The organism is Candidatus Methanodesulfokora washburnensis (assembly GCF_003947435.1).
Classification (GTDB): Archaea; Korarchaeota; Korarchaeia; order Korarchaeales; family Korarchaeaceae; genus Methanodesulfokora; species Methanodesulfokora washburnensis.
In genome coordinates this window covers 1-7,590 of sequence record NZ_RCOS01000078.1, presented here as the reverse complement: position 1 = coordinate 7,590, position 7,590 = coordinate 1, and the positions used below count along the sequence as shown (strand labels likewise).

Below are 7,590 nucleotides of genomic sequence, written 5' to 3'. Positions count from 1 at the left end.
CGGCTGTGTTCACCACATCAACCCCATAAACTTTTTCTATGTGTGCACTGAACTTTATAACTCTAGTCTGATTTTTTCCTATGTATATACTCCAAGTTAGCTTGTTCCCCTGAACAGCAGGTTCATAAGGAGATCCATCAAGAGTGGCTCCGGGAATGTAAGAGAGGCCTCCAGGCAGATAATCAACAACTGTCAGGCTTCCCTCATAGTTTGTTGAGACAACCGAGATCACATAGATTATCTCCCTTCCAGAAAGCTCACCTGCCTTCCTTATATCCGCAACTCTGATGGGTTTAACTATCTCAATGTACGCTGAGCTTCTGAAGCCTGCTGCAACTGCAAGGTTCTCAACGTAGCCAGAGCTTGGATATGAGGCCACAACTGCCTGATAGGATATTGATGCCTCATGGCCGGGGCTGAGCACAACATGCCAGGAAAGGGTGCCTCCGGATACAGAGGGGCCTGTCACATTCCCCCTTGCTGATGATGCTCCCGCATACCTAAGCTCTCCAGGAAGGCTATCTGTAACATCTCCCTCCCATGTGCCGTTTCCGCTGTTCCTCACAGTTATCGTGAACCTCACTATATCCCCCACATATGCCCTGTATTTATCAGCTGACTTGAAGATGGATATTATAGGAACCATGACAGGCTTTGCAGTTATGTTTGCAGTCACATTCGCAGCGGGAGCAGCAGGAGTTACATTGACAGCCGGTGTAGGAGGAGCTGGTGGCACTGGTGGAGGTGGTGCGGGAGCTGAAGGTGCAGGAGTACAGCATATGACCGGCTCAACGAGAACAGCTGCAGCTATGTAGTAAACTGATGTTATGTTCTGTAGCGGGACTGTGACACCATTTATCGATGGAAGCATCGTGAAGGTCGCATTTGCATAGTACTTTGGAATTCCTGTTATGTTCTCGCTGAACTCCTCAGTTTCATACAATTCTCCAGGCCCAAGCACCTTTGAAGGGCTCTCGCAGAGCAGTATCGGCCCTGATTCCGACCTCATTATGCATATTTTATCCAGCCTGTAGACAAGCGAGCTCGCTGTATTTCTCATGTACGCAGCCACCTTTGTTTTGTTTCCCTGAACCTCCTTCCTTATCTGAATTTCAGCAGGTCCCAGTGCCCTTATCCTATTTATCTTCTTTAACAGGGATGCATTTTTGTAGCTGAACTCAACTGTTGCATTCTGCTGGACGCAACCTGAGAAGCTGAAGTTTAGAGTTATGTTCCTTATCTCCCCCTTTCTTATATTTCCCACTGTATAAATAAGGCCCATCTTCCTTATCACAACATTTTCAACATCATCCAAGGCCTGAATCGAGATTAAAGCACCGCATGACATGTTTCTCTCGATAAACCTGAGGGGGACAAATGCCTCTCCCTTGGGAGCTGTGTACCTCCACCTTGCATAGCTGCCTGGAAGCAGAAGAGGGAGATGAAGTGGAGGGTAGACTGGAGAGCTGGAGGCATTGGGATAATCCGGATAAAATGTATATCCAGTTCCATTTATGTATATTGAAATATCTGATATTATATCGGGGGATGTGTTGTTCAGCGTGAGGAAGCCCCAGAGCTCCCTGACAGAGTAGCTTCCATTTGGATAGAATATTATCGAGGAGAACTCCTTAACATCAATTTTAAGGCCTTTATCTGTGCTAGGAGGATCTACACCGACATTAAAGGCATTCATCAAGCTGTAGTCTCCTGAGAAGGATAGGCTAAGATAGACATGCTTTGTCTTCTCTGCATCTATCTGATTGAACTTCCACCAGTAGACGTTGCCATTAGATCCATAGGCATCATAATCCCCACTCATAGAGGTTATATCTATGTTTTGTGGCTTTACCCAGTAAGCTATTATGTTGTACTGTTTCAATTCATGCGCTGTCACGTTTAGAATTGCGGAATCTCCAGCTATCTTGATGGAGGCTGATACATTCCTCCTGCATACGGGGTGGAAATCTGGACCGAACTCAGATGTCCCATTTAGAGTGGCTGTAGCCGTTATTAAGGAATTGCAGTCAACTTGAGGGGCATTTACTGCCCCTTCGAAGTTTCCATTGCCGTCAGCAACCAGTCTTCCGAGCCATATCCAGCCTTCACCGTAATTATCTGGGAGAGTTTTTCCTCCGGAGAGATTGTTTCCCGTTAGGTTATCTCCTTTGGTGGAGTTTCTGACCAAATAAATGTCTATGATAGAGTTGGCGAATGTTGAGCTGGGACCTGTTCCAACATATCCCTTAAGCTGAAGAATGCCTCCAGAGAGAGTAGCAGATGTTATAACAGGGTAATCCATCCCCTTGTTTGGCTGAGATCCTGATAGGGTTCCATCATTCAGCGATACATCATCCCCGTTTGTGTTGCCCGATATATCGAGATCTATTCCAACCCTGGAGTTGTTGAATATGCTGTTACTTGTTATGTTGGCCACAGAGGTGTCTGAAACGATTACTCCTATCTGATTCCCGGAGATTATGTTCCCTTCTAAAAGTGCCTTAGTATAAAGTGAGAGAACACTCACACCCCACCTTGAATTGTTAACTATTGTGTTATTCAACACCAAATTCAACCCGTAGCTCTGCTCCGGAACCCAGACAACCAGCTCCACTCCAGCTCCTCCATCTATCCTTGAGGTGCTTCCATCATTCCTATTTCTCTCAACAAAATTATGAACAACCTTATTACCGTTTGTCTGAAGGCTTATCCCATCCCCGATTTTATAGCTAGCTCCACATTCCCTCACCCAGTTGTCCTCTATCGTGGCATTGGCTATGTTCCCGCTGTTGACCACAATGCCGTACATATCGGAGAGCGCCACTATGTTGTGCCTTATGAAGGCAGATAAATTTCTATCAATGATAGAGTCTGAGTATTCGCCCACTTGTATCCCAAATATTGCCTTGAAGGAATTACTCCCGTTCGCATACGTACCTATGAAGTTATCCCTTATTGTATGTATGCTATTGCTTCCTCTAACAGCTATGGCATGCCGTGCATTGTATATGCTGAACCCCTCTATCTGGGATTTCTTAGTGATTGCATAGAATACATCATATCCATTACCATCTATCTCTATTCTGGGTGTCTCAAAGTCCTGGATCCTGTGGTTATCTAAGCCAACGTACTTACCTTCTATGAATCCGCGAGCTCCGGACTGGGTCTTAGCTGTGAGGTTAACATCATCCGTTATCTGCGGAAGACTTGAGGAGAGCTTTATCCTCCATGCATCTATCAGAGATGAGCCCAAGCTCTCCTGCACATAGTTAGGATCGCTCTTTGGTATGAGGAAATAGCTCTTCTGCATTCCCTTTATCGCATTTGAGTTCATTATGAACTGTCTTAAGCAGCCTTGGCAGGTTCTAGGTCCTGGATCATCATCAGCATCCCTAGTGTTCACTATAATCTCATAGCTAAACCCGAAGTCGAGGCTCTCTCCCATGTAATTGCTGGTATCTATCATAGTTATGTGCTCGCATCTATCAGGAATCCTCCAGAGGGCCAGTGTGTCTATGTAGTACGTGGCATCCCCCTGAACTAACACTCTGTCGAAGCTGTTGTAATTTGTATCAGTTCCACTCACTTGGGCAAGCAGGTTGCCATCTGTATCGTAAAGCCTGAATATTATCGTGTTGTTTGTTAAGAGTATGAGCTTCCAGAAGTACCAACTTTCATCGGGAGGATCGTAATTTACTGTCGATATCACATTTGCATCTCCATTTATCCTGCGGACTACCTGAATTCTATTATTCCTGTGATCGACAATAAAGCCATATCCATTGTAGTTGCTATCGACTAGACTGACGCTGTCTCTACCTCTCGGTCCTATTGGTGTGGGCCTGAAAGCATAGCCTTGGAGGATGTAGCCCCTTCCTATAGTAGTCCCTATGAGCTTGTATCCGCCGTTTGGATCGTTATTCGCATCTCTAACGAGGCTGTAGTTCCCATTGTAGAACTCAGCATTTGATTGAGCAACTCTGCCTAAACGGTAATTGTTCCATCCCTGCCAGACCTCAAAGTCATCCCTGAAAACCAAGCTTAGGCAAGAATCACTTACTGTGGGATCAATCCCTCCATATTTGGCTTTGCCAACGTAAGCGCTTCCATTCCACTCAACCTGATATGTCTGCTCAGCCCAAGTCTCATCTATAGAGTGACCTGAATTCAGCCCGGCTGTCAGGTTCTTTGAGTTAACAACTACGAAATATCTGCCGTTTTGAATCGAGAATGTATAGTAGCCGCTGCTATCCGTCTTCCCCCATGTGAATAAGGCATCATCAAGCGGATTGAATATACCATCTCCATTATCCTTGAGGGCATATACAAGAACGTTGCTCATAGGACTATCCTCGCTGCCATAAGTAGCTAGGGGCTCCCTGTCCTCAAAAACTGTTCCTTTTACTGGTCCGAAGTAGAAATATGTTTCATCAACATTGAAGAAGTCTGTGTAGTTGACTTCGTAAGGTCTTCCTGGTATGTGAATGAGCCCAGAGTAGCCTGGATAAATTGAGGTCGAGGAGTCGTTAGCCAATACTATTATCCTCCACTTCCCGAAGGGTGAACCTGAAGAGAGTGTGTAAGCGTTAGCGTTAGTATATATTCCATCGTTAGGGACGGTATCCCCATTCGTCCCATCATCGTAGAGCTGGGCAGTAGTCACTAGAGCACCTAGTGGATTATATATCCTCGCTATTACTCTTGAGGGCTTCGCATCCACCTTAGCCTCCACTCTGACTGGACCGTATGAAAGGGTACCCTTCGGAGAGGTCACATTTAGGCCGAAGCCCTCGACCATACTGGAAACCAAGGAGGATGTGAGATTTACAGGAGCCCATGTCAAGTTATCTATATATGCCCAAGTCTTATAGTAAGGATCCCAATATGTGTGAACGAGGAAATAAGCTCTTACAGTCTGGCCGGCATAAGATGACAGATCGAAAGATACTGAACGCCAACCTGAGTCGCTAAAATTTCCATAATTATACCCTAGATTTGGATTGTAATTGTTCACTATAGTGGCAAGCGTATCTCCAGCAGTATTTCTGAGCTCAGCCCTGAAGTAATCGTAGTTTGCCGAGCCCCATGATTCAACTCTATACCAGAAGTAAAGCATTCCTCCATCCGCTGGTACGGTGAACTCATAATAGGCCCAGGTATCCTCCCCAGTAGAAGTAGCATCCTCGCTACCGCTCGGTGTCCTGTAGCCAAGAACGAGGGAGTAACCACCGAAGACAGGATTTCCATCATCTGTAACGTAGTTTGGTGTTCCATATGGATCGTAAACTGTGTAAGGACCTGGAGGACTTGCCTGTATTATAGATGATATAGTTGAAGGGTTCTTACCGTAGGTCCAGTAATTAAGCGTGCCCGAATCTAGGCCAGCATTTAGGGTATTCAGATATGGTTTTGCTCCATTCTCAGTTATATCGAAGTATATGTAGAATGTGGAAGGACTTCCCAAATCCTTATGCAGGATGAACTTCACCCTCCCAATTCCGCTTCCAAGCGGCACGAATTCCTGCTTAGGAACCAAATTCCCTTGATCATCCACCACTCTGACGGAGTTGGGATCAAAGGTTCCGGTAACGTTAAGCAGCGATAGTAAGTAGTTGAAGTTTACATCAAGCCATATTGTGTGATCTTTCCTCAGGGTCGGGAGCTGGAGAGGAACCCTGTAGTGCCAATCGTATCCCTGAGCCACGCCATCAGGATCCCACCATGGCGGAACCCCGTATAAAATGTAGTAATATCTGTTCGGATCATCGTAGAATATCAGCTTGTTTCCGCTCTGATACCATGAATCTATCACCCTTGTCCCATTCTGGTCATCAGCCAGAACTTCCTTCACTAAAGCCCCCTTGGGAAGCTCAACTGATATCCTCACCCACCCGCTTTTCTCCTCCAGTTCCACCAAGATCTTTCCATCTGCTATCAATCTGCTCCTAACTTTTATCTCCTCAGCTTCTCCTATCTGTTCCTCCTTTACAAATAACCCGTTTTTGAGCTGAACCATCCCCGTGAAGTTCTCGATTTTATCCAGCTTGTAGAATTTTATCCTCCACTTCTTCCCCGATCCACTGGCCAGTATCTCCTTCACCTCTTCCGGCTTCGTATACTGTTTTATCTCCTTACCCTTGCTCTCATTGAGGCTAATGTTCGCCCCAGCTCTTTTAGGACGAAGGATCAGGTTGAAAAGGCCGTTTGCACTTCCATCAGGATCATTTGGAGATCCATCCTCAAGTAAAAACTCCTGGATACCGTTTGAAAATTTTGCCCTGAGATAAAGCTCTTTTCCATCCTCGCTCACTGCTTCAAGCTCTTTATCCAGTCCGTAAACTCTCAGCACTGTGGTGAAATTCGGATGAGACCTGACACTAACGTAGATCCCTCCCTTCATCTTCGCAACACTTATGTAGGATCCGTTTGCCTCCAGCCTCAGGCCATCCAGAAGAGCTGAGGAGCTGTTTCTATCAAGCTTCAGCTCAGCATTCCCACATTTCAACAGAACTGCCGTTATATTCCCTACTTTGAAGCTGAAGCTTCCATTTACCACATTTGCTTTCCCGCTCTCGTTTAAGGGAAGCAAAAGATACTCAACATCAACAGGAGGGATGAACAGATAGCTCACATTCCCCCTAACCTCATTGCTATCAAGCACTGCCCTTATCTCATAGTTATCAACTATAAGGCTCCTCTTTATCCCATCCACGAAAACAGTGTATATGCCTGCTTTTCTTGGGGTAAATTCAGCAGTTCCATTCGTGAAGTTCAGCTTATATGAGGAGTTTCCAAGCTTTAAGTAGGATTCCACCGGAATAAAGCTTACATTTACTCTTATGGTTCTGTTCACAAAGCCATTCTCAACTTTCACATCCCTTGTAAGGTTAACAACAGCATTTCCACATCTCAGCTGATATGTTCCTTCATCGGTCGCATTTATCTCAAAGCTTCCATTTACCACAGCTGCTCTTCCCTCCTTTCCATTTATCTCGTAGCTTATGTAATGGGGCATGACGAAGTAGTAGCTCACATTCCCCTCTATCCTTCTTCCAACTGCCCTTGCCTTTATCGAATAGCTGTCCACAGTAAACTTTCTCTCCTCACTATCAGCTTTTACAGTGTAGTTTCCGAGCTCGACAGTTTGATTCAGCCATATCTGAACTATCTCAGGCTTATCAATGCTTCTGTTTATCAGAAGCCTTCCTGAAGGGGATACCACTGTTGTGTTCCCCAGAGCACAGATCTCAACCCTTTCCTTTGGGAAGTGGACATTCCTGTCAATTGATATGCCTGGAATGCGAAGCGTGAAGTTTAGCTCTTCTATTTTTATGAGAGCAGGAGCTGATATGTTGAGCGATATGCTTCCGTTGAATTTTACTCTTGATGTGTTGCTGCATGTTATCACGGTTAAATTCCCGCCTACAGGGCTCTCTATTCTTAACAAAGACCCGTTGAAGCCCCAGTTGACAGGATAAACGGAGAAACTGTAGCTCGCATTTCCGCATATCAGGCTGTAGTTTCCAGATTTTTCAGCCACGTAAACTGAGAGAAAGAAAGTCTCATTGTACCTGCTCTTGTTTAAAATCT

At 45.3% G+C, this 7,590-nt stretch carries 1 protein-coding gene; it reads right to left on the bottom strand.

Going from position 1 to position 7,590, the window contains the following annotated elements:
• Positions 1–7,590: choice-of-anchor X domain-containing protein (locus D6D85_RS06545; RefSeq protein WP_125671275.1), on the bottom strand; the 7,590-nt coding region annotated here is incomplete at both ends.